We start from the raw sequence: 24,341 nt of genomic DNA, 5'->3' as shown, positions 1-24,341 counted from the left end.
AAGTAGTGAATATTAACGTGCATCACCGTAGTTACGAATTTTGGGTTAAAACATCAAGCATAGTTACCATGGTTATGGTTAGCTTAATGATAGCCGCTAAAACCTGGGCATGGTTGGCATCGGGTTCAGCTTCTATGCTTGGCTCATTAACCGATTCATTAATGGATATTACCGCCACGGCCATGAGCTTTTTAGTGCTAGGATATGCACTGCGCCCAGCAGATGACGATCATCGTTTTGGTCATGGCAAAGCAGAAGCCCTAGCCGGACTTGGTCAGGCTGCGTTTATAGCAGGGTCGGGGTGCTTATTGGCGTTTCACGGTATTGAGCGATTATTTAACCCAATTGTGCTTAGTCATTCACTGTTAGGTGTGTGGGTGAGTATATTTGCTATTGCTTGTACGTTAGTGATTGTGTTTTTTCAGATCAAAGTGGTTAAGCATACCGAATCCATCGCTATTAAAGCAGACTCGGTGCATTACAAAGGGGATTTAATTTTAAATGCGGCGGTATTACTTGCTATTTTGCTCTCGTACTATGGGGTGTTATACGCAGATCCGCTGTTTGCCATAGGCGTTGCCGGTTACTTACTTTATAACAGTTGGGATATTGCGTGTGAGAGTGCCGATCATCTAATGGATAAAGAACTCCCAGATGATGAAAAGCAAAGTATTTTAGATATTGCTAATGCACATAAAGATGTACACGGTGTACATGATATCCGCACTCGCCAAGGCGGTAAAATTAAGTTTATGCAAATGCACTTAGAGCTTGATGACCATTTAAGTTTAATACGTGCCCACAATGTGGCTGACGATGTAGAAAAGGCGCTTGCCGAGCGCTTTGACTCTGAGGTTGATATTTTAATTCATCTAGATCCGCTCTCGGTCGTACCTAAGTATCAAACGAAGAACAAAACTGATACAAGCGCATAAGCACAGGTTTTCTAATTTCGTCGCGTTCAAACAATAACTCGTGCTTAGCCCCTGCAAAGCTTTTCAGCTCGGCATTAGGGAGCCTATTTACGAGCTTTTGTTGCGCGTTGTTATCAACCACTTCATCGTTTTGTGCGCTGGCAATAAAAATAGGGAGGTTGATTGTGTGGGTATCCACGGCAGACATAAAAGCAAAGCTTGCATTTAACCAGCCATATGTAACGCCGCCTAACTGTAAAAGAGGCTGTTGTTGATAAGTGAGCCTAAATAGGTTGTACCGCACTTGGCTGCTGGTTAAGGTATTAAGCGCAAATTCTTCTGGGTTGTAATCGTTTTGCCCTAGCGCATAACTGTAGCCAAAACCGAGCTTTGTGGCGGCGCGGGCTATAAATTTAGCCACCGGTTTAGGAATACCTTTAGTGTAAATATCAAACATGGGCGCTGATAAAAACGCACCGCTGAAAGTATGCGGGTAATTTGCAAAATAATCGTACGCTATAGCGCCGCCCATAGAGTGGGCTAATAATATTTTTTTGCCTTGCCAGTGCTTATTTACAATATGTTGATTAAATAAATCTAAGTCGGCACTGTAGTCACTAAAGCGTTTTACATACCCTTTGTGCTTATTTTTTAACGGTCGATACGAGCGGCCTTGCCCTTGGTGGTCGGCTATAAATACCGCATAGTTATTAGTGTAAAGCTCCCACAGCAGCTCTTTGTATTTTTCAAGCCCTTCTATGCGCCCAGAGCTAATTACTATGGCAGTGTTAGCTGTTTCTGGCACTGCGTGAGCAAAAAACAGTTTACCTTCAGATGCATTAAAATAGTTTTTATTAAGTACATTTTCGTAAAAGTGATTAATGCGTGCTTGGTTACTTTCAAGCGCTGATTCGGTACTGTAAAACATGCTTACTCTTTAATTAGTGGCAGGGTGATATTGGCACAAAGCCCGCCTTTTTCTTTATTAGATAGCGCTAAACTACCGCCGTGGGCAATAATAGCATTTTTAGCGATAGCTAAGCCAAGCCCTGTGCCGCCACTTACTCTGTCGCGAGCGTCTGATTGCCTAAAAAAGGGCTCACAAAGCTTGCTCAGTTGCTCATTTGGAACGCCAGGGCCATCGTCGCAAATCTCTATATAGATTTGGTTGTTATAGTGTACGTTAAAGCTAATGTTGCTGTGCGCGTATTTTATTGCGTTACGTAATAGGTTTTCGAGTGCGCTGGCAATTAATGATTCATCGCAGCTTAGCATTACATCGGCATTGCCACTAAAAGTAAGTGTTTTAGTATTTTGCTTTGCTTCAAACTGCGCATCGTTTAATACGTGCTCTACTATATCTTTTAACGATTGCTTTTGAAGTGACAGTGTTTGGCTTTGCGCTTCTAAACGCGACACTTGCAGCACGTCGGCAATCATTTTATCAAGCTGGTTTGCTTCTTTTTCTATACGTAATAAATACGATTGGCTCGCCTCGTTGGCTTGCATTTGTGCAAGGCCTGTTGCCATTTTTAAACGCGTAAGCGGGGAGCGTAACTCATGAGATATATCAGCCAGTAAGCGCTTTTGGGCACTAATAAGTTGCTCAAGCTGATTAGCCATGCTGTTAAAGTCGCGCCCAAGTACCCCTAACTCGTCTTTTCTGCTTGCAGGTATGGCAACTCGCGCTGACAAATCGCCAGATGAAAGTTTTATAGCTGCTTTTTTAAGGCTGTTAATTGGGGCTATTAAATTGCGACTAAAAATAAAACTCAGGATTAAAGAGGCAAAAATAGCCACGAGTACTTTCATCCAATTCGGCATTAACTTAAAGCGCATGAGCAAAGGAGGTTGGTGGTTAATGTCTATTTCGTAGAGGTAAAACTGCCCCTCTGGCACGCTAATATTAACAGGGCCGAAAGCTTGGTATTTTTCGGTAAAAATGACCTGTGGCGCCAAGTTTTGACTAAAGCTAAGTAAGTTTAAATCTATTTCAGCGGGGATCTCTTTATTGCTTAATGCGTCTTCGGGTTGTGCTGCGCCTAAAAATAAAATTTTTCGTTTTGAAAGCCTAGGGTGCGATAAAACATCAGCAAGGGTGCGTTTGTGCTTAGTGGCGCTTCGCTCAATGCTTTTAGCAGTATAAATTAGGTTTTTTTTCATTGGCCCACGCAAAGGCTCGGTGCTTACTGCATTAATTGCCGTAATGTTGCTTAAAAATATAAGCGCAGCCACTGTGCCTGTTATTGTTAGCCAAAACCAAATAAATATTTTAAAAAATAAATAATGTCGAGGGTGCTTTAGCCATGCAAAGTAATGTTTATTACTCACCTTGGATGAAGACATAACCTGTTCCTCGCATTGTTTTTATTCGCTCGCCTTGAATATGCTCAGCTATTTTTTTACGAATATTGCTAACGTGCATATCAATTGAGCGGTCGAATGAAGCTAAGCGCCTACCTAATACTTCTTCACTTATTTGCTCTTTACTGACAACTTCGCCGGCATTTTTTATTAATAACACCAGTACTTCGTACTCTGTGCCAGTAAGCGTGAGGGTGTGCTCATTAATAGCGGCCTCTCGGGCTGCCAAATTAACCGTAATGTCATTTATATTCATTTTGCTAGGTGTTGCAACGTTTAGGCTATTTATGTGCTCTATACGACGGGTAATGGCTTTTACTCGGGCAAGTAACTCGCGGTGATTAAAGGGTTTGGGTATGTAATCGTCTGCGCCTAGCTCTAAGCCAAAAATGCGATCAAAGTCTTCGCCTTTTGCAGTGAGCATAATAACCGGTGTTAGCTTTGTTTGCCTAAGTTGTTTAAGTACTTCAAAGCCATCAAGGGTGGGGAGCATGACATCAAGCAATATCAGCGCGTAGTCATTTGATAGAGCAAGCTTTAAGCCTTGCTCGCCATCGTGAACGCTTTGTACGTCAAAACCTTGCGCGGCTAAATATTCAGTGAGTAGTTCGCACAAACCTGTGTCGTCATCAATCATTAATAGCTTCATTTCAAACCCTTAGGCAATTTCTATATGGTTATTTTACTTCTTAAATTGTGCAAAAGTGAATCTTTACACAACCTTTACACTGCTTTGCGTTACTTTGCGTTGCAAGAGATATAGTTAACTCACTGGCTAAGCAGCCACAACCAAATTCAATCCATCCAATATTAAGGTGATGATTATGACTAAAGTAAATACACTTTCAAAATTAGTACTTATTTGTGGTCTAGCAACGGCTACACTTGGCGCCGGTAGCGTATTAGCAAAAGGTGGCATGCACGATAAGCAAGGCCATTCTCAAGCGCGTTTTTTATTATCTGAGCGCGGTGCCGACAAGCTTGATTTAACGCAAGAACAGCAAACTAAGCTTGAAGCTATTTTTGAAGCGCAAAAAACACAGATGAAAGCACTGCGCGGCGATGATAAAGAGGCCCGTAAAGCACAGCGTAAGGCTCAAAAAGAGAAAATGGATGCTCTACTTAGCGCACCAACATTTGACGAAAACGCTGCAAAAGAGCTATTAGCTGCACGCCACGAAAAAGGCACTGAGTTTGGCTTAATTAAGCTAAAAACACAGCATCAAGTAATGCAGGTACTTAACGCAGAGCAGCAAGAAAAGTTTGCAAAAATGCAAAAGCGTATGGGTAAAAAACACCGTAAGCAAAGAGACTAATTTATAGATTAAACGACAAAAGCCAGCTTAATGCTGGCTTTTGTCGTTTAAGAGGGTGAAAAACGCTTATTTAAAAAAGTCGTCATCGTTTTTTGCCATCATCTCTTCAATATCTTCAATCATATCTTGGCTAATTTGGTTAGCCGAGGTAATAGGCGTTGATATTTTATTGTTCTCAAAAGACCATTCACCTAAATCAATAAGCTGACAGCGCTTAGAACAAAAAGGACGATGTGGGCTTTGCTGTGACCATTCAACTTTGTTTTTACATGTTGGACAGTTAACAATTGTTGGCATACTTTACTCTCTACAATGTGTTTTAGCCCTAACTAGGGCTATCACTTTTACATATTGGTTACGCGATTAATTTCAGCCAGAGACGTTAAACCATCGGCGGCTTTTCGTAAACCCGATAATCGCAAGTTATTGAACCCAGCTTGTAGCGATACCTCTGCGATTTCGAGCGAGTTGCCACCGCGCATAATAATTTGTGCAATTTCAGGAGTAATTTGCATTACTTCGTAAATACCCACACGGCCTTTGTAACCATCGGTGCAATTTTCGCAGCCTTTGGGTGCGTATAGTGTCATATCTTCAATTTGTGTTGTGCTAAAACCTTGACGAGCCAACTCTTCTGCTGGCAGTGTTTCTGGGGTTTTACACTTGGGGCATAAACGCCTAGCTAAGCGCTGGGCAATAATCAAACTTATAGAGCTTGCCACGTTATACGCAGGCACGCCCATATTTAATAAACGCGTTATGGTTTCGGGCGCTGAGTTGGTATGTAGTGTTGATAGTACTAAGTGACCTGTTTGCGCCGCTTTAATTGAAATTTCTGCGGTTTCTAGGTCACGTATTTCACCTACCATCACTACATCTGGATCTTGACGTAAAAATGCACGCAAGGCGTTAGCAAAGGTCATTTCGGCTTTCGGGTTAATTTGTACTTGGTTAACCCCTTCAAGGTTTATCTCAACCGGATCCTCGGCGGTACTAATGTTACGCTCCGGCTGGTTAAGTATATTTAAACCTGTATAAAGCGATACGGTTTTACCAGAGCCCGTTGGGCCGGTCACTAGTATCATGCCTTGTGGTTGCCCAAGCGCATCCATGTAGAGCTTTTTTTGATCCTCTTCGTAACCTAATACGTCAATACCTAGCATAGCGCTTGATGAATCAAGAATACGCATTACTATTTTTTCGCCCCATAACGTAGGCATAGTACTTACACGAAAATCGATGCTTTTACGCTCGGTAATTTTTAATTTAATACGGCCATCTTGTGGTTTACGTTTTTCAGCAATATCGAGCCTCGACATTACTTTTATACGCGCCGACAGTTTACTTGCTAAGGTATTGGGAGGGTTGGCAACTTCATGCAAAATGCCATCAATACGAAAGCGAATACGGTATTTGTGCTCGTAAGGTTCAAAGTGTAAATCAGAAGCGCCTTTTTTAATGGCATCCATTAATATTTTATTGATATAAACAATGATTGGCGCATCGTCTTTATCATCATCTTTAGGTGTGGTTTCTTTAGGGCCTTCATTATCTAAGTCGGCAAACTCTTTAAATTCATCGGCGCTTAAATCTAAGCTGCCTGCAGCATCAAGTAGTTGCTCAATTTTGCTATCCAGCTGAATATAGTCAACCACGACTATTTCGCACGATAAGCCGGTGCTAAATTCAAAGTTTTCAAAGGCACCGTAATCGGTCGGATCTGAGGCGGCAATGTATACTTTTCTGCCTTTTTGAACCAACGGTAAAATGTGGTGTTTACGTATTAGCTTTTCTTTAACTAAGTCTTCGGGGATTTGTGCAGGGTCGAAGTCTTTTAAATCAAAATACGGTACGCGAAATAAGTCTATACATTGTTCAGCTAAGTCGTTGCTGTCAATTTTTCCACATTTAGATATAAGCTCAGCGGTTGAGGCAAACTCTTGCTGTTTTGCTTTTACGGTATCGGCATCAATGCGGCCAAGCGTTATAAATTTTCTCAATAACGGTGAGTTAATATTCATTGCGCACCTATTTTAGTCCTTCAATAGTTAACAATTTATCAGAAAAAAGCAGGTGATTAAATTCGCTGTGCTTATCAACACCTTTTTTGCTAACCAAATTACGAGTTTATGTTGTTATGACCGCATTAAGGGGCATTAGTTGTATTTTATACTGCATATTGTAGGTAATTTTTATGAAGAACAACAAGTTCTGCATGAACAAGCGATAAATCGCGGTCATTATTTAGAATATCATCAGCTTTTTGTTGTTTTTCTTCACGCGGCATTTGCGACGCTATAATGCTATTTACTTGCTCAAGGCTAATATTGTCGCGTTTTATAGTACGTTCAATCTGCACAGGCTGTGGTACATCAATCAATAAAGTACGGTTGCAGTATTTGTTAAGTTTATTTTCAAACAATAATGGTGCAACTAATACAACATAAGCACTGCTTGCATTATTTAAATCGGTGAGTATTTTTTCCCGAATAAGTGGGTGTAATAGTGCATTAAGCCACTCTTTATCATCATTGTTGGTAAATATTTTAGTGCGCAGCCCTGCTCTGTTTAATGTACCATCGGGCAGTAAAATACCCTCGCCAAAGTGTTCAATAATTGCATTTAACCCTGTGCTATTAGGCGCTACTACTTGGCGAGCAATAATGTCGGCATCAACAACGCAAATACCCAGTTCTTCAAACATATTACTAACAGCCGTTTTACCGCAGCCAATACCGCCTGTTAAACCCAATACCCAATTGTTTATTTTAGTTGCTGGCTCATTCATACTAATAACCAATTAAATTAAAATACGCAGCTTGAATTTGAGCGCCCCACAGCAGTGCTATCCAACCCGCTATGGCTAAATAGGGGCCAAATGGGATAGGGGTTGCTTTGTCTTTACCTTGGATACTTAAAAGGGCAATACCAATAATGGCGCCCACCACACTTGAAAGCAAAATAATGGTTAATAGTGACTGCCAGCCAAGCAGTGCGCCAAACACGGCCAGTAACTTAAAATCGCCATAGCCCATGCCTTCTTTACCGGTTAATAGCTTAAATAGCCAAAATACACTCCACAGGCTTAAATAGCCGCATGCTGCCCCCACTATTGCTTCGCTCGGGCTTATTGTTAAACCCATTACAGCGGCTATGAGCGCAAGCCATACTAAAGGTAAAGTGAGCTGATCGGGCAGTAGCATATGGTCAATATCAATAAAGGTGAGCGCCACTAAAATCCAGGTAACAAAAATATATAAAAGGGCGTGCTCAGTAGCCCCAAAACTATAGGCAATAACTAAACTCAATAGTGCGGTAATGGCTTCAACTATTGGGTAACGTGCTGATATTGGGTTACTGCAATTAGCGCATTTACCTTTAAGTATAATCCAACTAATAATAGGGATATTTTGCCAAGGCTTAATTGCGGTATTGCATTTAGGGCAGGTAGAATTAGGTTTTACTAAATTAAATGGCTCACTGTTACTGGCTTGTGTAGGTTTGGTTGTTAGCTCATCTTCTAATAGTAACCTGCATTCACTTTGCCATTCTCGCTGCATCATTAACGGCAGTCGATAAATAACTACATTTAAAAAACTACCTACACATAAACTAACTAAGCCAACGGTGGTTAAATAAAACCACTGTTGACTTTGCATCGCAGTGGTTATATCAAGAAAAAAATTTTCCATTAAAATACCTAACTTCAGGCCATTTATAGGCCAATTTTATTTTGCTTTGTTGAATAGTTCTTACTATTCATTTTATCTTGCGAGCTATTAATTAGCGTTTGAAATTTTGCTTACAGCTTACAGCTTACAGCTTACAGCTTACAGCTTACAGCTATGCTTTTAAATTACAGAGCCTAACTGGAAAATTGGCAAGTACATGGCAACAATTAAGCCACCTACAAGCACACCAAGCACTGCCATAATAAGCGGCTCTAATAAGCTAGATAAGCCATCAACTGCATCATCAACCTCTTGCTCGTAAATTGTTGCTACTTTGGCTAGCATACCATCTAAAGAGCCAGACTCTTCACCAATGGCTACCATTTGAATAACCATATCAGGGAATATTTTAGAGTTACGCATCGCCCAGTTCATTTGATTACCCGAGCTCACCTCTGCTTTAATATCTAAAATAGCATAGCGATACACAGCATTACCGGATGCACCAGCAGCTGAGTCAAGCGCATCAACAAGGGGTACACCCGCAGCAAAGGTGGTCGAAAGCGTACGAGCATATCGTGCAACAGCGGCTTTATTTAAAATCATACCAATTACAGGGAGTTTTAATATAGCCCGGTCTGTTGCATCTCTAAGTTTTAAACTTCTGAGCTTGGCTTCTTTGAACGCGTAACCAAAGCCAACAATGGCTATTAAAATCACCCACCAATATTCCTGCATAAATTCCGATATACCAATAACAAATAAGGTAAAGGCAGGTAGTTGTGCGCCAAATCCTGCAAATATATCTTGAAACTGAGGTACTACGAATATAAGTAAAATAGAGGTTACAATGCCAGCAATAACCAATACTGAGATAGGGTAAAACATCGCTTTTTTAATTTTTGATTTGAGCGCTTCAGATTTTTCTTTATATAAAGCTACCCGGTCAAATATTTTATCAAGCGCACCCGATTGCTCGCCCGATGCCACTAAATCACAATACAAATCATCAAAATAGCGAGGGTGTTTTCTAAGTGCTTGTGAGAGAGGTTGACCTGCTTTAACTTCATCGCCAATGGTTTCCATTAACTTACCAACACTTTTGTTGGTGGAACCTGAGCCAATCATTTCAATGGCTTGAATTAATGGAACGCCGGCCATTAACATAGTGGCAATTTGGCGTGTAACTAACGCAATATCTTTAGGAGTAATTTTTTGAACACTTTGTATGCCAAATAACGGCTTAGGCTTGCGCTTAACTTTTGATGGGGTGATACCTTGTTTTCTAAGCTGGGCTTTAACTAGGGCAACACTAGAGCCTGTTAGCTCCCCTTCAAGTTTTTTCCCTCGTGCACTTACGCCTACCCATTGAAAGGTATCAAGGCCTTTATCTTCTTGTTTTTTTGCCATTGGAAGTACTCAGTTTTATTCGGGTTAAAGATTTATAATCATCATAAGCATAACTTAAACTAATGATTCTTGGTAGAAAATATGTTTTGTCAAAAACGCTGGCCCACAGACCAAAACCGTGGGCCGTATATATAGCCTTTATCAGGGTCTATATTATTATAAATTTCTATTGCTTTTTGTAAGTAGAATGCCCATCCGAGAATAAATACACATGCTAAAAAAAATTTTACATACATATTAATGGAAAGTGGCTGGTTTTTCTTCTTATAAACCCTTCCAATTAGTAAACCCCACATAATAAATAATAAAGTCTGTGAAACAGGCATCACGTGCACACCAGAGAATAGCGAATAGGTTAAACCTATAGTAAAAGAATAAAAAATACCTTCTGTAACTATATCATTTTTATGTTTTCTTAAGTGTGTAAATGCTTTTTTTAGCATTGTAAATACCAACACAACAATACATATAAGAGCAATTCCACCCCATTCATTCAAAATTTCAATTAATGAGTTATGTGGATGGCTAAAGGGTGCAGAGCTTCCCAGCGACATTTCAAATACCCCGGGACCATTTCCTATTAGTAAGTTCTTCCAAGTTAAATTGAATAACGTATTCTGCCACAAGTCAATGCGTCCTGATGAGCTTGTACGGAGTATTTCAGCACCTCCTTGATTAAGTGAATCCAGTACATAAAAACTAATATAGCTTACAACTAGGCAAGCTAACCCTGTTAGTATTTGCTTTTTTAAAGAGGTTTTTAATATAAGGGCTAACACCGAGAAGGTTAGAAAAGAGAGCAAAGCGCCACGGGCTTGACCAATAAATATGAGTAACAGGTTTAAAAATAAAACTATGAATACGATGCGTTGAATATTCTTAAATTTCAGAAGTAGTATTAAAAAAGGAAGAATAAAGACCTGTACCTGATTAAAAAAGCGGATATTGATAAAGCCAGAATATATTATATAAGGATTTAGTGGTTGCTGCTCAGAAAGCGTAAAAATGATATTGAGCAAACAAATTAATACTAAGCTTGTGTGGGATATTAATAATACATAAATGATAAATAAAATAGATTTCTTATCACTTATGGTACTTACATAGTACATACATACAATAAATAAACTTATATGAAATGTATAAAGCAAGCTAAAACTTTGCTCTTCACTCATCAACGATGATAAGAAACCACAAAATAGAAAGGTACATAGCAAGACGCCACTTTCTTTATCTAATAATGATTTTCTGATAGGTTTTTTATTAGAGAAAAGATCAGTAATAGCTAGAAGACTTAGACTAATTAAGAAAGCTATTTGGATGATTCGTTGGTGGTTATGATAATCGTAGGAAACTATAGGAATTATAGGAATTAACGCATATATAAAAAGTAAACTGATGGGGAGTGTTTTTATTATATTTTTAGTATTCATAAGTGCTAATTTGCAGCATTAAAAAAGCGCCTCACTAGGCGCTTTTAAGTCTTAATTAATAGAGCATTAAGAGTGAGGACAGCTCTTTGGAGCTAAGTCTGTGGCATCACCTGATAGACCAGAAGTCGCACATGACCAAGCGCCTGATGCATTTCTCGTCCACGTTAATACTGCGTCAGTTATTTGTGAAGGAGCATTTTCAATATTGCAGATAATAGTACCCTCACCATCGGTCATAGTGGCTTCTATAGTGCAATTTTGAGTAGTAGCGTTTTTAATTGCTTTAATATCATCAACATCATCAACATCTTCGCCATTATTGGCTAATATTTCCATTTCAGTTTTAGCGCCAGTAATCTCAGCTAAACCAGCTGTAAGTTTTGAAGATGCTTGGTAGTTTGAATATGCTGGCAATGCTACTGCAGCAAGAATACCGATGATTGCTACAACAATCATTAGTTCGATTAGGGTGAAACCCTGTTGTTTTTGAGTCATTGTTTTCATGTTTCCTCTCCTAAAGGATAATGTTTTGTAAGGTAGTCAGGCTAGTGGCGAAAGTGCCAAGCTTAATTGACCTGATTAACTTTACAGATTTACTTAAAAATAAATTTTCACGTACTTTTAGCCTTAGGTATGAAACACAAAAGCTAAATGTGAGTTCATTATGTTGCAACTTGCGTAGGCTACCTAAACACAAAGTAGACTAAATATAGGAAACATACTGACCATTTGCTTTAATCTTTTAGGTATTTTTTGAAGATTAAAACAAAAAGCAGTTACTTATTACTATATTTTTCAAGGAAGTAATACAACAGGGTTAGTCTAACACTTTTTTTATGCTTAAAGCACACAAAATTTTCTAAAAAGGATACTTTATTTAACAAAATGTTACAAAGTAAGCCTTTTGGATTATTAAAAGTCTTTTCATGCGTTTTGTCAATTAATTAGCTTCAATAAAACTAAATTGTTGTCGTGCTTTTATACAAAACGCATCGATAAATCGATTGATTGTAAATTTTTTGTAAGTGCGCCGCTGGATATAAAGTCTACACCTGCCTGCGAGTAAGTTTTAAGCGTTTCTAGCGTCATATTGCCCGAAACCTCTAATTTAGCGCGCTTATTAGTAGTGACCACAGCTTGCTGAATTTGTTCAACGCTAAAATTGTCGAGCATGATTATATCGGCGCCTGCATTAATGGCTTGCTCAAGTTCACTTAACGACTCAACCTCTACTTCTACTGGTTTTGTAGGGTGGTTTTGCTTGGCTTGTGCGACAGCTTTATCAATTCCGCCACACGCTGCTATGTGGTTTTCTTTAATTAAAAACGCATCAAATAAGCCTATACGGTGATTTGCACCTCCGCCGCATTTAACAGCGTATTTTTGAAGTAGCCTGAGCCCTGGTATTGTTTTACGGGTATCGAGCAGCTGGGTTGTGGTGCCGCTAAGCTCTTTTACATAATTTGCAGTTGTGGTTGCGGTACCGGCGAGCGTTTGTACAAAGTTAAGCGCGGTACGCTCTGCAGTTAAAATAGCACGGGCAGAGCCCTTAGCTGTAAATAAGGTGCTATTTGCTGGCACAAAGTCGCCATCACTTACTAATACGTTTACTTCAACGCTTGGATCTACTTGCTTAAACACTTCTATAATGATGTCTTTACCGCAAAAAACGCAGTCTTCGCGGGTAATTACTTTAGCATTTGCGTGCTCGTTTTGTGGAATAAGCTGCGCGGTAATGTCGCCGTCTTGTGCTGATTGATAATTTAGATCTTCATCTAAGGCGAGGGTGACAAGTTGAGTAATAAGCGTGTGCGAAATTGACATATGAAGGCTCATAAGTGTTAATAAATTAAGCAAATTTTACTATGTTTAAATAACTAATAGAAGCGCTTTTAAATGAGCGGGGTTTATTACACCTACATATATAGCGTGGCTGCTAAAAGTTATGCTACCAGCTGAATGTTAGCTAGCCGCAATGGCTATCATTCTTTATATAAATCCTTTAGCATCAAGTTTATGTATACCGTGGTATTAAAATAATGCAGATAGATTCAAACGGAGTTGTCGCTAATATAACACAGCGGCCCTGTACGCATTTTGATGAGCGCCCTGAAAATACCGATATTTCGCTGTTGGTAATTCATAATATTTCATTGCCGGCTGGGCAATTTGGCACCGAACACGTTGATGCACTGTTTATGGGGGAAATTAACTGTAAGGCGCACCCCAGTTTTTGTGATTTAAATGGGCTTAGAGTGTCAGCGCACTGTTTTATAAAACGTACTGGCGAGATTATTCAATATGTGCCATTTAATAAACGCGCGTGGCATGCCGGGCAATCTGAATATGAAGGGCAAAGCGCATGTAATAACTTTAGTATAGGTATTGAGCTTGAAGGTACAGATACCACACCTTACACTCAGGCGCAGTACACCAGCTTACATAATCTAACAAAGGCAATTATGACCCGTTACCCGCTTATAACCACTAAGAGAGTAGTAGGGCATTGCGATATAGCACCTGGGCGAAAAACCGACCCTGGGGAAAGTTTTAATTGGCCTGCTTATATAAGCAGGCTAGAACAAGCAAATTAAGTGAGTCGCTATCATGATTTTAGTTTCTATAATTATTGCACTAATACTTGAGCGTTTAGGTGCGCGCTCACAGTATTGGCAAATAAGCCATTACGTTAATGGTTATTTAAATCGCTCGGGTAAATTACTTAGTGAAAACGGATTGTTTAGCTCGGCAATTGGCTTTTTAATTTGGTTAGTTTTGCCGGTAGAGGCTGTTGCGCTTATATATGTACTCTCTGACTTTGTACTTTGGCAGTTAGCTATAAATGTTGCGGTTTTATTGGTTTGTTTTGGTTGTGCTAAGCACCGCGCTTTATATAAGTCGTATTTAAATGCACTAACGCGGGATGATAAAACCGCGGCCTCATTATACGCACTACAAATGGGGCAAAAACACCTAGAGGATGAAGAGGGCGGAGAAACATTTGGGCAAACCTTAGCGTGGATTAATTTTAGATTTTATTGCGCCGTTATTTTTTGGTTTGTAATGCTTGGCGCCCCAGGTGCCGTGTTGTATGCAATAGTGCGTACGTTGGCCGATTTAGTTAAAGAAAACCATAAAGTGGTGTTTGCAAATCGTTTTACGCTGCTGCATAAATTATTATTTTGGCTAGATTGGCTGCCAGCACGTGTTGCAAGCTTTGGCTATTTAGTCATTGGTAACTTTAATAAAGGTACAAGCTGCTGGCTACATTATGTATTGGATTTTAAAACGCCAAATCGCAAAGTAGTTACATGTACAGCGCTTGCGGCTGAGCAAGTAGAGCAGCGTTATTACGGATGTGCTATTGAAGCCACTTGTATGATTAAATTAGTTAAACGCAACGTGCTTTTTTATTTAGTACTGATTGCACTGCTTACTTTATTTGGCGGTTTATCGTAGTCGCGATTTTACATCGCGCAATGTACGCCGCGCTTAGGATGAATATCGGGGTGAGGGTGTTGGTCGCGGGGTAAACCCGCTGCTACGATTTTGCGTAGTCGCGATTTTACATCGCGCAATGTACTACGGTTTTGTGTAGTCGCGATTTTATATCGCGCAATGTACGCCGCGCTTAGGATGAGTATCGGGGTGAGGGTGTTGGTCGCGGGGTAAACCCGCTGCTACGATTTTGCGTAGTCGCGATTTTACATCGCGCAATGTGTAACTCGTTTAGGGTGAGTCTGAGGTGAGATAATTGGTCGCGGGGTAAACCCGCTGCTACGCGTTTAAATAAATGCTGTCCCAATATGGGTAATCTGCAATGTTTTTTATTAAATGTGCACGTAATGGGTTGGCGACTATGTATCTAGCGCAATGAGTTAAATCTTCATCACTTCTGACTAAATGGACATAAAACCCTTTCTGCCAAAGTTTTTGTTTACTGAATTCTCGGTACGCAGTTGCAGAGCGCCCTTTAAAATTTCTGATTACCTCACTTAATGTTGCTATATCGTTTAATTGAAATAACCAATGAATGTGATTGGGCATTAATACAAATGTATTTGAGTTAATTTGCTTCTCCTTCTCTAGCTTTTTCATTTTATTGATTACTGCTCTATTAATTATTAAATTTGTGAGTAGACTTTTCCGTTCGTAGCAAACTAACGTAATAGCGTAATAGCGTAATAGTGGTTTGCTTTAGATACTCTTCCTTTACGTAATAAATATGAGCTATGCATACCATTCCTGCATTTTAGTAATTACAGACCGATTAATTTTAAGCGTAGCAATTTTTATGGACTTGCGTAGTCGCGATTTTACATCGCGCAATGTGTATCTCTCTTAGGGTGAGTATCGCGGCAGGATAATTGGTCGCGGGGTAAACCCGCTGCTACGGTTGTGCGTAGTCGCGATTTCACATCGCGCAATGTGTATCTCGCTTAGGGGGAGTATTGAGGTGAGGGTGTTAGTCGCGGGGTAAACCCGCTGCTACGATTTTGTGTAGTCGCGATTTTATATCGCGCAATGTACGCCGCGCTTAGCCTGTGTTTTGGGTTGAGGTAATTGGTCGCGGGGTAAGCCCGCAGCAAAGGCCTTCTCTAATTCAAAAATTAATTTCTTCAATAAATTCAACTAGAGTGAATATTCTAATTCACTCTGGTCAGACCATTTGTTTTCATCTTGTTAACGTTTGAATAAAACAACCTCAATTGTGCATTGTTTGAACTTCGTTCAAAATGCGTTACGCTACTCTAATTGCTCAAATAACCCGTAAATTGACAGTTATTTGCCTTTTTGATACCTTATTGAAAATTTTTGGTATGACCAATTTACCTTTTGGGTAAATCGTCAAGCTCTAGGCCTTAAAAATTAGGCTTTTTAGTATTTATGCAACGTGGACGTTGATTAATGTCTTTAAAGATTAAAGCAGCAAAGTTATCTGATGTTATTTTACAGCAACTTGAGAATATGATTCTTGAGGGCTCATTAGCGCCAGGTGAAAAACTGCCGCCAGAGCGCGAACTAGCAAAACAGTTTGAGGTGTCTCGCCCCTCACTGCGTGAAGCTATCCAAAAGCTAGAAGCAAAAGGCTTGGTCACTCGCAGGCAAGGCGGTGGCACGTTTGTAAAAAATCAGCTTGAAGAGGGACTCACTGATCCGCTGTTCGATTTGATCAGTAAGCATCCTGAATCACAGTTCGATTTACTTGAATTTCGTCATGCACTTGAAGGGATTGCTGCATATTATGCGGCGCTTCGTGGTACCAGCACCGATTTTACCAAGGTTAAACAAAGCTTTGATAAAATTGCTCAAGTTAATAACGATTTACAATTAAAAGCCAAAGCAATTAATGCGTTTCACTTTAGTGTAGCCGAAGCCTCACACAACGTGGTTTTACTTCACTTAGTGCGAGGCATGCAAGCGCTACTGGAGCAAAATGTATTGCAAAACTTAACGGTTTTATTAAAAAAACCAGATATTAGCAATCAATTAGCCCAGCACCGGCGCTTATTAATGGATGCCGTAATTGAGGGCAATCCAGAACAAGCCCGTTTAGCAAGTAATGCCCATTTAGCCTTTATTGAAGAAGCATTACTTGAAGCGGGTAAAGAGCATTCGCGAATTGAACGTAGTTTAAGACGCACAAAACAAAATTAAGCTAATACGCTGTACTTAGAACACACTAAATTAGGTATACGTGGTATTAAATTAACAACATTCGTATTTTAAACATAAGGAAACCTCCATATGTCTGAAGTCAATAAAATTGACGTAGACGCGCTAGAAACACAAGAGTGGTTACAAGCTCTTGAATCAGTTGTGCGCGAAGAAGGTGTTGAACGAGCTCAGTATTTACTTGAGCAAGTGTTAGAGCAAGCCCGTTTAGACGGCGTTGATATGCCAACTGGCACAACAACTAACTACGTTAATACTATTCCAGTAGATCAAGAACCGGCGTACCCAGGGGATGTAAACCTTGAGCGTCGTATTCGTTCGATTATTCGTTGGAATGCAATCATGATTGTATTACGTGCATCGAAAAAAGATCTCGACTTAGGCGGCCATATGGCGTCTTACCAATCATCAGCTGCGTTTTATGAAGTGTGTTTTAACCACTTTTTCAAAGCGCCAAATGAGGTAGACGGCGGTGACTTAGTTTACTACCAAGGTCATATTTCTCCGGGTATTTATGCGCGTGCATTTGTTGAAGGTCGTCTTACGGCTGAACAGCTTGATAACTTCCGTCAAGAAGTAGATGGCAAAGGTTTACCGTCATACCCGCATCCTAAATTAATGCCTGAATTTTGGCAGTTCCCAACGGTATCTATGGGCTTAGGTCCAATTGCGTCTATTTACCAAGCACGCTTTTTAAAATACCTAGACGGCCGTGGCTTAAAAGACACTAAAAACCAACGTGTATACGCGTTTTTAGGTGACGGTGAAATGGATGAGCCAGAATCACGCGGCGCAATCTCTTTTGCTGCACGTGAAAAGCTAGACAACCTATGTTACCTAATTAACTGTAACTTACAGCGTTTAGATGGCCCAGTAATGGGTAACGGTAAAATTATCCAAGAACTAGAAGGCCTATTTAAAGGCGCTGGTTGGAACGTAATTAAAGTTGTATGGGGCAGCGGGTGGGATATTCTGCTAGCTAAAGATACATCAGGTAAATTACTACAATTGATGAACGAAACAATTGATGGTGATTACCAAACATATAAAGCTAAAGATGGCGCGTACGTACGTGAGCATTTCTTTGGCCGTTATCCAGAAACAGCTGCACTTGTTGCAGATATGACTGATGACGAAATTTTTGCGCTTAAGCGTGGTGGTCATGAGCCATCAAAACTGTATGCTGCATTTAAAAAAGCTGAGCAAACCAACGACCGTCCTACCGTGATTCTTGCTAAAACTGTAAAAGGTTACGGCATGGGTGAAGCCGCTGAAGGTAAAAACATTGCGCACCAAGTGAAAAAAATGGACATGAGCCATGTTGAACACTTACGTGACCGTTTAGGCCTACAAGATTTAGTATCAGAAGAGCAAATTAAAGATCTTCCATACTTAACGCTTGAAGAAGGTTCAGAAGAATACAAGTACTTACACGCACGCCGTGATGCACTTAAAGGTTACACACCTACACGTATTCCTAAATTTACTGAAGAGCTAAAACTGCCAGAAGTAGACGCATTTAAGCCGCTACTTGAAGAGCAAAAACGTGATATTTCTACCACAATGGGCTTTGTACGTGCACTTAACGTGTTACTAAAAGACAAAGGCATTGGCAAAAACATTGTGCCAATTATTGCTGATGAAGCACGTACATTTGGTATGGAAGGTTTATTCCGTCAAATCGGTATTTACAATCCACATGGCCAAAACTACACCCCTCAAGACCGTGATATTGTTTCTTACTACAAAGAAGCTACATCAGGCCAAGTTCTTCAAGAGGGTATTAACGAGCTAGGTGCAATGTCGTCATGGGTAGCTGCTGCAACATCTTACAGCACTAACGATTTACCTATGATCCCATTCTACATTTACTACTCTATGTTTGGTTTCCAACGTGTTGGCGACATGGCATGGATGGCGGGTGACCAGCAAGCACGTGGTTTCTTATTAGGTGCAACAGCAGGTCGTACTACGCTAAATGGTGAAGGTCTACAGCACGAAGATGGTCACAGCCATATTCTTGCAAATACGGTTCCTAACTGTATTTCTTACGACCCAACGTACGCATTTGAAGTAGCGGTAATTATTCAAGATGGTATTCGTCGTATGTACGGTGAAAACCAAGAAAACATTTACTACTACCTAACGCTTATGAACGAAAACTACCATCAACCAGCAATGCCAGAAGGCGCTGAAGAAGGTATTCGTAAAGGTATTTACAAGCTTGAAAGCTACGAAGGTAAAAAAGCCAACGTACAGCTATTAAGCTCAGGTACTATTATGACTGAAGTGCGTAAAGCGGCAGCCATTTTAAGCGAAGAGTACGGTATTGCTTCTGATGTTTACTCAGTAACATCATTCAATGAGCTTACCCGTGACGGTCAAGACGTTGAACGTTTCAACATGCTTAACCCAGAAAGCGAGCAAAAAACGCCATACATCACTAGCGTATTAAACGATTCAGTGACTGTTGCTGCGACCGATTACATGAAAAACTACGCTGAGCAAGCGCGTTCATTTATTCCAAGCAGCAACTATAAAGTGCTTGGTACAGATGGTTACGGACGCTCTGATAGCCGTGAAAACTTACGTCGTCACTTTGAAGTTAATGCAAGCTACGTGGTTGTTGCTACGTTATCTGAACTTGCTAAACGTGGTGATGTTGAAAAGTCAGTGGTTGTTGAAGCAATTAAAAAGTTCGACATTGACACAAACAAACTAAATCCACTGTACGCATAAGAGGTTTGCAATGAGTATTGAAATTAATGTACCAGATATCGGTGGCGATGACGTAGAAGTAACCGAAATCTTAGTAAGCGTTGGCGACAAAGTAGATGTTGATCAATCGCTACTAACCGTTGAAGGCGATAAAGCATCAATGGAAGTACCTGCTGCGCAAGCAGGTACAGTCAAAGAAATTAAAGTAAGCGAAGGCGACACGGTCACAACAGGGTCGTTAATCATGATTTTTGAAGGCGAAGAGTCAGGTTCACAAAGTGAGCCAGAAGCGCCAGCTAAAACTGAGGCATCTGCACCTGCAGAAGCTTCAGGTTCTTCAACTAAAGAAGTAACCGTACCAGATATTGGTGACGACGAAGTTGAAGTAACAGAAATCATGGTCGCTGTTGGTGACAGCGTAGATGAAGAGCAGTCAATTTTAAGTGTTGAAGGCGATAAAGCATCAATGGAAGTACCAGCTCCTTTTGCCGGTACTGTAAAAGAAATTAAAGTAGCCGAAGGCGACAAAGTAAAAACAGGCTCTTTAGTGTTTGTTTTTGAAGTTGCTGGCTCAAGTGCACCTGCAGCAGATGCGCCAAAGCAAGAATCTGCGCCAGCAGAGACTACTCAAAGCGCCGAGCCAAGCACAAAAGAAGTAAACGTGCCTGATATTGGCGATGATGAAGTTGAAGTAACTGAAATTATGGTTGCTGTTGGTGATACGGTTGAAGAAGAGCAATCTATCTTAAACGTTGAAGGCGACAAAGCGGCAATGGAAGTACCAGCCCCGTTTGCTGGTACCGTTAAAGAAATTAAAGTGGCCGCTGGCGATAAAGTCAAAACTGGCTCACTTGTGTTTGTTTTTGAAGTTGCAGGCAGTGAGCCAGCAAAAGCAGCAGCCCCGGCTGAGCAAAAGCAAGCAGCACCTGCTAAAACCGAGTCTGCGCCAGCTCAAGCTGCACCTGCTGCTAAAGCAAGCGATGAAGGTTTTGAAAACAACAGCGCATATGCTCATGCATCGCCAGTTGTTCGCCGCTTAGCGCGTGAGTTTGGTATTAACTTAGCAAACGTTAAAGGCTCAGGGCGTAAAAACCGCGTAGTAAAAGAAGACGTGCAAAACTATGTTAAAAACCTAGTTAAGCAAGTTGAATCAGGCCAATTACCTGCTGGTAAAGGCAATGCAGGCGGTGGTGAGCTTGGCTTAATTCCGTGGCCGAAAGTAGATTTTGCTAAATTTGGCGAAATTGAAGAGAAAAAACTATCGCGTATTCAAAAGCTGTCGGGTAAAAACCTACACCGTAACTGGGTGCAAATCCCACATGTTACACAGTTTGACGAAGCTGATATCACCAGCCTTGAAGTGTTCCGTAAAGAACAAAACGTGTTAAGCGAGAAGAAAAAGCTTGGCGTTAAAATCACACCACTTGTGTTTGTGATGAAAGCGGTAGCTAAAGTACTTGCTGAGTTCCCAACGTTTAACTCGTCATTGTCTGAAGACGGTGAAAGCCTTATCCTTAAAAAGTACATCAATATTGGTGTTGCAGTAGATACGCCAAATGGCTTAGTTGTTCCAGTATTTAAAGATGTGGACAAAAAAGGCATTATTGAACTATCTCGCGAGCTGATGGATATTTCTAAAAAGGCGCGTGAAGGTAAGTTAACGTCATCTGATATGCAAGGCGGCTGTTTTACTATTTCAAGCTTAGGCGGTATTGGCGGTACGGCATTTACGCCGATTGTTAATGCTCCAGAGGTGGCTATTTTAGGTGTGTCTAAATCTGAAATGAAACCTAAGTGGAATGGTAAAGACTTTGAACCAAAATTAATGGTTCCGCTTTCTATGTCGTACGATCACCGTGTGATTGACGGTGCTCTAGCTGCACGCTTTACCGCAACGCTTGCTAGCTACATGAGCGACATACGTCAGTTAGTGATGTAATCGCTACAATATGAACAAAATCAAATCCCAGCCAGTTGTTTTTAGCTGGGATTTTTACTATATGCAATGATACAATCTTTGCACTATTTGTGAATTGCTCTGATTTTCTGCCTTGCAGAAACATGGCAGTTAAATTTTAGGGCAGTGTCCCGTTCAAACATTTAAGGTAATAGCATGAGCAACGAATTAAAAACTCAAGTTGTTGTACTAGGCGGTGGTCCTGGTGGTTACTCTGCGGCTTTCCGTGCTGCTGACTTGGGCTTAGAAGTTACATTAGTAGAATCGCGTGAAACATTAGGCGGCGTATGTCTTAATGTTGGTTGTATTCCTTCAAAAGCACTTTTACACGTAGCTAAAGTGATTGATGATGCGGCTGAAATGTCATCTCACGGTGTTTCGTTTGGCGCGCCACAAATTGATTTAGATAAAATCCGTTCTTGGAAAGATTCTGTAGTAAGCAAGCTTACTGGCGGTATCGACGGTATGGCTAAAATGCGTAAAGTAAAAGTAGTAAATGGCTACGGTAAATTTACTGGCAGCAACACTTTAGCTGTTGAAGGTGCTGACGGTACAACAACTATCACTTTCGAAAATGCAATTATTGCTGCAGGTTCTCAACCAGTTAACTTACCTTTCATCCCAGAAGATGACCGTGTAATTGATTCAACTGGCGCACTAGAGCTTAAAGATGTACCAGAAAAACTACTTGTATTAGGTGGTGGTATTATCGGCCTTGAAATGGGCACAGTTTACCGCTCATTAGGTTCTACAGTTGATGTTGTAGAATTTGCAGACCAACTAGTACCAGCTGCTGATAAAGACGTAATTAAAATTTACTCTCGCTACGTTAAAGACAAGTTCAACGTTATGCTTTCAACTAAAGTTGTTGGCGTTGAAGCGAAAGATGATGGCTTATACGTATCATTTGAAGGCAAAAACGCTCCAGCTGATGCCGTACGTTATGACAAAGTACTTGTAGCTGTTGGCCGTACGCCAAATGGTAAGCTTTTAGATGCAGATAAAGCAGGCGTAAACGTTGATGAGCGTGGCTTTATTAATGTTGATAAGCAATTACGTACTAACGTAAACCACATCTTCGCAATTGGTGATTTAGTTGGCCAACCTATGCTTGCGCATAAAGCGGTACACGAAGGCCATGTTGCTGCAGAAGTTATCTCTGGTCAGAAGCACTTCTTCGACCCTAAATGTATTCCTTCAATTGCGTACACTGACCCAGAAATCGCATGGGTAGGTGTTACTGAGAAAGAAGCAAAAGAGCAAGGCTTAAGCATTGAAACTGCGGTATTCCCGTGGGCTGCTTCAGGTCGTGCAATCGCATCTGCTCGTACAGAAGGTCAAACTAAACTAATCTTTGATAAAGACAGTGGTCGTATCATTGGTGGTGCTATGGTTGGTATTAACGCAGGCGAAATGCTTGGCGAAATCGGCCTAGGTATTGAAATGGGTGCTGATGGCGAAGATATCGCATTAACAATTCATGCTCACCCTACATTGAACGAATCTATCGGCCTTGCAGCTGAAGTATTTGAAGGTTCAATCACTGATTTACCAAACAAAAAAGCAGTTAAAAAGAAGAAGTAATTTAACTTTTTAATTTAACTTTTAAAAACCCAGCTTTTGCTGGGTTTTTGTTTTTATAGGCGCCAATTAAAAAAAATAAAACAAAACTAGCTTTTGTTGGTATCGTCTTTTATTTTGAGCTGATAGCTGATAGCTGATAGCTGATAGCTGATAGCTGATAGCTGATAGCTGATAGCTGATAGCTGATAGCTGATAGCTGATAGCTGATAGCTGATAGCTGATAGCTGATAGCTGATAGCTGATAGCTGATAGCTGATAGCTGATAGCTGATAGCTGATAGCTGATAGCTGATAGCTGATAGCTGATAGCTGATATCTATTCCCTTTTATTTTAGCTACAATACGCGCCGAACAAATTTTAGGTAATAGCCCTCTTGAAAAATCCCCAACATAACTCAGTATTAGTTTTACGTGCTCAGCAAATTAGCGAATCACGCCGCGAATTTAATGCCCGTGGCGGCAAAATGGATCGCTGTGAGCAGTGTTTAATTGCTAAGCATTACTGTATATGTGAGGGTGTAGAACAAGCGCAGTGCGATGCTGGCGTGTGTTTATTAATGTATCATAATGAAAGCTTTAAACCGTCAAACACAGGGCGTTTAATTGCTGAAATAGTCCCTGACAACTATGCATTTAGATGGGACAGAACAGAACCAAGCGCTGAGCTATTAGCCTTATTAAACAACGCTGATTATCAACCTATGGTGATATTTCCAGCTGAAGATGTAGAGCCGGGCAGGGCAACCAACGAAGTAAACATTGAACCTGGCAAAAAGCCATTATTTATATTTTTAGATGGCACCTGGCGCGAAGCTAAAAAAATGATCCGCAAAAGCCCGTACCTAGATAATCTACCGGTGTTGTCGATCACCGCTGATAAACTATCAGATTACCGTTTACGCGTTGCACCTCACGCATACCAGTTAGGCACTGCTGAGGTAGGCATTATGGTGTTAGCGCTCGCAGGTGAGCAAGATGCCGCCTTAAAACTTGAACAGCACTTTATAAAATTTCGTGATGCGTACTTACTTGGTAAGCGAAATAAGGGCAGGCCACAGTAACTTAATTTTAGGCAAAGAAAAGCGCGCTCTATCTCTAGGCGCGCTTGCGGAATCTTCTAATTTTGCATCCTGCAATTGAACTTAATCAACTCCAATTTTTACTTATCCATGTGATTACGATATTACTTTTTAGTTCTATGTAATTTAGGCTATCCGGGCCTATCTCCTTTAAATCCCTGTACATCCTGTAGTGGTAAAAACTATTACCTATTCCTTTTGGCACATCCTAGTGCAGTCC

General features: G+C 40.6%; 21 protein-coding genes. 9 read left to right on the top strand and 12 right to left on the bottom strand.

Annotated elements, in window-relative coordinates; genetic code table 11:
- Nucleotides 1–17 precede the first annotated feature (17 nt).
- A complete protein-coding gene (locus EJ103_RS14390; RefSeq protein WP_029773365.1) occupies nucleotides 18–935 on the top strand; it encodes a cation diffusion facilitator family transporter in 918 nt (305 codons plus the stop codon).
- Here the strand turns inward: EJ103_RS14390 and EJ103_RS14385 are convergent.
- From EJ103_RS14385 to EJ103_RS14375, 3 genes are read right to left on the bottom strand one after another with little or no spacing between them, the layout of a single operon-like run.
- A complete protein-coding gene (locus EJ103_RS14385) occupies nucleotides 895–1,842 on the bottom strand; it encodes an alpha/beta fold hydrolase (RefSeq protein WP_126008296.1) in 948 nt (315 codons plus the stop codon). The genes EJ103_RS14390 and EJ103_RS14385 overlap by 41 nt on opposite strands.
- Before the next feature lie 2 nt (nucleotides 1,843–1,844).
- A complete protein-coding gene (locus tag EJ103_RS14380) occupies nucleotides 1,845–3,260 on the bottom strand; it encodes an ATP-binding protein (RefSeq protein WP_039972343.1) in 1,416 nt (471 codons plus the stop codon).
- Nucleotides 3,238–3,927, bottom strand: coding sequence for a response regulator (locus EJ103_RS14375; RefSeq protein WP_126008294.1), 690 nt, complete (start codon nucleotides 3,925–3,927; stop codon nucleotides 3,238–3,240). Before EJ103_RS14375 ends, EJ103_RS14380 begins: the two co-directional genes overlap by 23 nt.
- A 175-nt stretch (nucleotides 3,928–4,102) precedes the next feature.
- On the opposite strand from EJ103_RS14375, the gene EJ103_RS14370 reads away from it, so the two are divergent.
- Nucleotides 4,103–4,594 carry a Spy/CpxP family protein refolding chaperone gene (locus EJ103_RS14370; RefSeq protein WP_004588607.1) on the top strand — a complete coding sequence of 164 codons (492 nt, stop codon included), beginning with the start codon at nucleotides 4,103–4,105 and terminating at the stop codon, nucleotides 4,592–4,594.
- A gap of 66 nt (nucleotides 4,595–4,660) precedes the next feature.
- On the opposite strand, the gene yacG is transcribed toward EJ103_RS14370, so the two are convergent.
- The 8 genes from yacG to nadC all read right to left on the bottom strand — a co-directional run bounded on the left by yacG (nucleotide 4,661) and on the right by nadC (nucleotide 12,932).
- On the bottom strand, nucleotides 4,661–4,891 hold the full coding sequence (gene yacG, locus EJ103_RS14365) for a DNA gyrase inhibitor YacG (RefSeq protein ID WP_024031401.1): 231 nt from the start codon (nucleotides 4,889–4,891) through the stop codon (nucleotides 4,661–4,663).
- A 47-nt stretch (nucleotides 4,892–4,938) separates the two neighbouring features.
- On the bottom strand, nucleotides 4,939–6,615 hold the full coding sequence (pilB, locus tag EJ103_RS14360; protein ID WP_126008292.1) for a type IV-A pilus assembly ATPase PilB: 1,677 nt from the start codon (nucleotides 6,613–6,615) through the stop codon (nucleotides 4,939–4,941).
- Between the two features lie 146 nt (nucleotides 6,616–6,761).
- Nucleotides 6,762–7,382, bottom strand: a complete 621-nt coding sequence (coaE, locus tag EJ103_RS14355) for a dephospho-CoA kinase (RefSeq protein WP_126008291.1) — start codon at nucleotides 7,380–7,382, stop codon at nucleotides 6,762–6,764.
- Nucleotide 7,383: 1 nt separating this feature from the next.
- Entirely contained in the window at nucleotides 7,384–8,286 is a 903-nt protein-coding gene (locus tag EJ103_RS14350) for an A24 family peptidase (protein ID WP_126008289.1), read from the bottom strand.
- 159 nt (nucleotides 8,287–8,445) lie between these two features.
- Nucleotides 8,446–9,675 carry a type II secretion system F family protein gene (locus tag EJ103_RS14345; RefSeq protein WP_126008287.1) on the bottom strand — a complete coding sequence of 410 codons (1,230 nt, stop codon included), beginning with the start codon at nucleotides 9,673–9,675 and terminating at the stop codon, nucleotides 8,446–8,448.
- An 89-nt stretch (nucleotides 9,676–9,764) separates the two neighbouring features.
- Nucleotides 9,765–11,108 (bottom strand): O-antigen ligase family protein, encoded by a 1,344-nt coding sequence (locus tag EJ103_RS14340; protein ID WP_164521629.1) that lies wholly within the window; start codon nucleotides 11,106–11,108, stop codon nucleotides 9,765–9,767.
- 66 nt (nucleotides 11,109–11,174) lie between these two features.
- Entirely contained in the window at nucleotides 11,175–11,612 is a 438-nt protein-coding gene (locus EJ103_RS14335) for a pilin (RefSeq protein ID WP_126008285.1), read from the bottom strand.
- Nucleotides 11,613–12,086: 474 nt separating this feature from the next.
- Nucleotides 12,087–12,932, bottom strand: coding sequence for a carboxylating nicotinate-nucleotide diphosphorylase (nadC, locus tag EJ103_RS14330; protein WP_126008283.1), 846 nt, complete (start codon nucleotides 12,930–12,932; stop codon nucleotides 12,087–12,089).
- Nucleotides 12,933–13,147: 215 nt separating this feature from the next.
- Between nadC and ampD the strand changes: the two genes are divergently transcribed.
- A complete protein-coding gene (gene ampD / locus EJ103_RS14325) occupies nucleotides 13,148–13,702 on the top strand; it encodes a 1,6-anhydro-N-acetylmuramyl-L-alanine amidase AmpD (protein WP_126008281.1) in 555 nt (184 codons plus the stop codon).
- Between the two features lie 13 nt (nucleotides 13,703–13,715).
- The gene (ampE, locus tag EJ103_RS14320) at nucleotides 13,716–14,567 is read left to right on the top strand and encodes a beta-lactamase regulator AmpE (RefSeq protein WP_126008279.1); all 852 of its coding nucleotides are present in this window, start codon (nucleotides 13,716–13,718) and stop codon (nucleotides 14,565–14,567) included.
- Nucleotides 14,568–14,885: 318 nt separating this feature from the next.
- Here ampE and EJ103_RS14315 read toward each other — a convergent pair whose 3' ends face one another.
- On the bottom strand, nucleotides 14,886–15,230 hold the full coding sequence (locus tag EJ103_RS14315) for a transposase (RefSeq protein ID WP_241232311.1): 345 nt from the start codon (nucleotides 15,228–15,230) through the stop codon (nucleotides 14,886–14,888).
- 786 nt (nucleotides 15,231–16,016) lie between these two features.
- Here EJ103_RS14315 and pdhR point away from each other — a divergent pair.
- The 5 genes from pdhR to EJ103_RS14285 all read left to right on the top strand — a co-directional run bounded on the left by pdhR (nucleotide 16,017) and on the right by EJ103_RS14285 (nucleotide 24,103).
- Nucleotides 16,017–16,766 (top strand): pyruvate dehydrogenase complex transcriptional repressor PdhR, encoded by a 750-nt coding sequence (gene pdhR / locus EJ103_RS14310; protein ID WP_004588597.1) that lies wholly within the window; start codon nucleotides 16,017–16,019, stop codon nucleotides 16,764–16,766.
- A 90-nt stretch (nucleotides 16,767–16,856) separates the two neighbouring features.
- Entirely contained in the window at nucleotides 16,857–19,523 is a 2,667-nt protein-coding gene (gene aceE, locus EJ103_RS14305) for a pyruvate dehydrogenase (acetyl-transferring), homodimeric type (protein ID WP_024031395.1), read from the top strand.
- A 10-nt stretch (nucleotides 19,524–19,533) separates the two neighbouring features.
- On the top strand, nucleotides 19,534–21,441 hold the full coding sequence (gene aceF, locus EJ103_RS14300; protein ID WP_126008275.1) for a pyruvate dehydrogenase complex dihydrolipoyllysine-residue acetyltransferase: 1,908 nt from the start codon (nucleotides 19,534–19,536) through the stop codon (nucleotides 21,439–21,441).
- A 174-nt stretch (nucleotides 21,442–21,615) separates the two neighbouring features.
- A complete protein-coding gene (gene lpdA / locus EJ103_RS14295) occupies nucleotides 21,616–23,043 on the top strand; it encodes a dihydrolipoyl dehydrogenase (protein WP_126008273.1) in 1,428 nt (475 codons plus the stop codon).
- 373 nt (nucleotides 23,044–23,416) lie between these two features.
- Complete coding sequence (locus EJ103_RS14285) at nucleotides 23,417–24,103, top strand: tRNA-uridine aminocarboxypropyltransferase (RefSeq protein ID WP_055252683.1); 687 nt, start codon at nucleotides 23,417–23,419, stop codon at nucleotides 24,101–24,103.
- Nucleotides 24,104–24,341 lie beyond the last annotated feature (238 nt).

The organism is Pseudoalteromonas sp. Xi13 (assembly GCF_003952205.1).
In the GTDB taxonomy this organism is placed as follows: domain Bacteria; phylum Pseudomonadota; class Gammaproteobacteria; order Enterobacterales; family Alteromonadaceae; genus Pseudoalteromonas; species Pseudoalteromonas atlantica.
The sequence above is the reverse complement of the archived record's forward strand: the minus strand, read 5'-3'. Positions and strand labels throughout refer to the sequence as shown.

Bases quoted from the DNA above. Each gene is read 5' to 3' on its own strand.
- EJ103_RS14385 (WP_126008296.1), bottom strand. From the start codon at position 1,842: ATGTTTTACAGTACCGAATCAGCGCTTGAAAGTAACCAAGCACGCATT.
- EJ103_RS14380 (WP_039972343.1), bottom strand. From the start codon at position 3,260: ATGTCTTCATCCAAGGTGAGTAATAAACATTACTTTGCATGGCTAAAG.
- EJ103_RS14375 (WP_126008294.1), bottom strand. From the start codon at position 3,927: ATGAAGCTATTAATGATTGATGACGACACAGGTTTGTGCGAACTACTC.
- EJ103_RS14370 (WP_004588607.1), top strand. From the start codon at position 4,103: ATGACTAAAGTAAATACACTTTCAAAATTAGTACTTATTTGTGGTCTA.
- yacG (WP_024031401.1), bottom strand. From the start codon at position 4,891: ATGCCAACAATTGTTAACTGTCCAACATGTAAAAACAAAGTTGAATGG.
- pilB (WP_126008292.1), bottom strand. From the start codon at position 6,615: ATGAATATTAACTCACCGTTATTGAGAAAATTTATAACGCTTGGCCGC.
- coaE (WP_126008291.1), bottom strand. From the start codon at position 7,382: ATGAATGAGCCAGCAACTAAAATAAACAATTGGGTATTGGGTTTAACA.
- EJ103_RS14350 (WP_126008289.1), bottom strand. From the start codon at position 8,286: ATGGAAAATTTTTTTCTTGATATAACCACTGCGATGCAAAGTCAACAG.
- EJ103_RS14345 (WP_126008287.1), bottom strand. From the start codon at position 9,675: ATGGCAAAAAAACAAGAAGATAAAGGCCTTGATACCTTTCAATGGGTA.
- EJ103_RS14340 (WP_164521629.1), bottom strand. From the start codon at position 11,108: ATGAATACTAAAAATATAATAAAAACACTCCCCATCAGTTTACTTTTT.
- EJ103_RS14335 (WP_126008285.1), bottom strand. From the start codon at position 11,612: ATGAAAACAATGACTCAAAAACAACAGGGTTTCACCCTAATCGAACTA.
- nadC (WP_126008283.1), bottom strand. From the start codon at position 12,932: ATGTCAATTTCGCACACGCTTATTACTCAACTTGTCACCCTCGCCTTA.
- ampD (WP_126008281.1), top strand. From the start codon at position 13,148: ATGCAGATAGATTCAAACGGAGTTGTCGCTAATATAACACAGCGGCCC.
- ampE (WP_126008279.1), top strand. From the start codon at position 13,716: ATGATTTTAGTTTCTATAATTATTGCACTAATACTTGAGCGTTTAGGT.
- pdhR (WP_004588597.1), top strand. From the start codon at position 16,017: ATGTCTTTAAAGATTAAAGCAGCAAAGTTATCTGATGTTATTTTACAG.
- aceE (WP_024031395.1), top strand. From the start codon at position 16,857: ATGTCTGAAGTCAATAAAATTGACGTAGACGCGCTAGAAACACAAGAG.
- aceF (WP_126008275.1), top strand. From the start codon at position 19,534: ATGAGTATTGAAATTAATGTACCAGATATCGGTGGCGATGACGTAGAA.
- lpdA (WP_126008273.1), top strand. From the start codon at position 21,616: ATGAGCAACGAATTAAAAACTCAAGTTGTTGTACTAGGCGGTGGTCCT.